Source organism: Oleiphilus sp. HI0086, from assembly GCF_001635225.1.
Genome location: NZ_LWFZ01000160.1, coordinates 1 through 1,153 on the forward strand (window position 1 = coordinate 1; position 1,153 = coordinate 1,153).

General features: G+C 46.5%; 1 protein-coding gene. It reads left to right on the forward strand.

Annotated features, from left to right (window positions below):
• A partial coding sequence (locus A3756_RS02215; RefSeq protein ID WP_156490199.1) for an aminotransferase class V-fold PLP-dependent enzyme occupies positions 1-644 on the forward strand: 644 nt, incomplete at its 5' end.
• Between the last annotated feature and the right edge of the window lie 509 nt (positions 645-1,153).

The following is a 1,153-nucleotide window of genomic DNA, read 5'->3' on the forward strand; positions in this document are numbered from 1 at the left end:
CGTCTCTTAGCCAGCTATGCAAAGCAGAACAATGCCTCCTTTGTGTGGATGCCATACAAAGTCTGGGCGCATTACCTTTCGATCAAACCTTAATCGATGCTGATTTCATTGTTGCCGATGGACATAAGTGGATGATGGCCGCCGAAGGTTTAGCGCTTTTCTATGTGAAAGGCATACATATCGAAACACTGAAGATCAATCAATTCGGTTGGCATATGATCGAACAGCGCGGCAACTACGACTCGCCCGAATGGACGCCAGCAAAGGACGCAAAACGCTTTGAGTGTGGCAGCCCCAACATGCTGGGGGTACAGGCTTTAAATGCCAGTTTGGGGCTACTGCTGGATATAGGCATCGACAATATTCATCAAGCCATATGCGAACGAACGAACTATCTGAAGGCACAATTACAAACCATTGATGACCTTTGTTTCATTTCTCCTGAAAATAAAAACCAAGCGCGTCAAAGTGGCATTATCTGCTTTCGCATTGAGGGGAAGGACAGCACTGAGCTATATCAAACACTTATGTCACGTAAAGTAATCTGTGCAAACCGGGGAGGAGGTATTCGTTTTTCCCCGCACTTTTATACCACCAAGCGAGTGATCAACCGGGCTGTAGAGATTCTGCGCGACTTAGTCTAAATAATTGGAGTCATTCATTTAAGAACCCTTCTTTTGGCTTTCTCCGTGCAGGCCACCTGCCGCTCTGTGTCCTCTGTGGTGGATTTGTTTTTTGGTTTTGATTTCAAGATTAAACCCCTTAACCACAGAGGGCACGGAGCGCTTTGCTGCACAGAGGAATAATAATTCTCTATAGAGCTCCTCTATAAAATGGGTGCAATTCAGGGCAGAGTAGAACATCTCCCCGAACTCATCATTCCCGAGGTGTTTTTACCAGGAAACCAGCTACGTCGATACCTCGTTCTGACCCTCATGGATCCCGGCTTAAGAGCACACCGGGCTAACAAAGAGACCTGTGAATTATTAGTGCGGGATAAGATCCTGGTGTAAATAAGCTAGGCCGGCTTCCATCAGCTCAAGCTCCAGTACTACTAGCTCACTCGTGATAAAAGGATGAGGTTGATAGGTATTACCTTCAACCAATAGGCTCACTAAGTCTCCGACCAATGGCTGATGCGATACCAACAGCA